Source organism: Paenibacillus sp. GbtcB18 (assembly GCF_019091125.1).
Classification (GTDB): Bacteria; Bacillota; Bacilli; order Paenibacillales; family NBRC-103111; genus Paenibacillus_F; species Paenibacillus_F chitinolyticus.
In genome coordinates, this window is sequence record NZ_JAGXJX010000191.1 from 1 (window position 1) to 349 (window position 349).

1 pseudogene is annotated in these 349 nt (G+C 27.2%); it reads right to left on the reverse strand.

Annotated features, from left to right (window positions below):
* Window positions 1–72: pseudogene (locus KVT34_RS32195) on the reverse strand (AraC family transcriptional regulator); the annotation flags it as partial.
* Between the last annotated feature and the right edge of the window lie 277 nt (window positions 73–349).

Sequence of the window (349 nt, forward strand, 5' to 3'; positions counted from 1 at the left end):
AAATTGAACAGGTACATGAAAAGTGCTATGTACAAGGTCACATAAGTGCTGTAGGTCGATGGAGTTATTCATTACCTTCTCCTTTTAAATAGTTTTAAAATACTAAATATTAATATTTAAATATATATTCGTCTCTATAAGGTGTACATTCCTTATTATTTGAATTTTCTCGTGCACATGAAAATGATTACATATATTGGATAAGAGTGAAAGGTGATTTACAGATTAATTTCCACAGATGTTGTATGAAAATAGATGTGGTGATGGTACCTTACATAAAATTTCTTTTATAACTTTTATACCGAATTAATAAATATATAAGGGTAGATGATACATTCTTCATAAAATC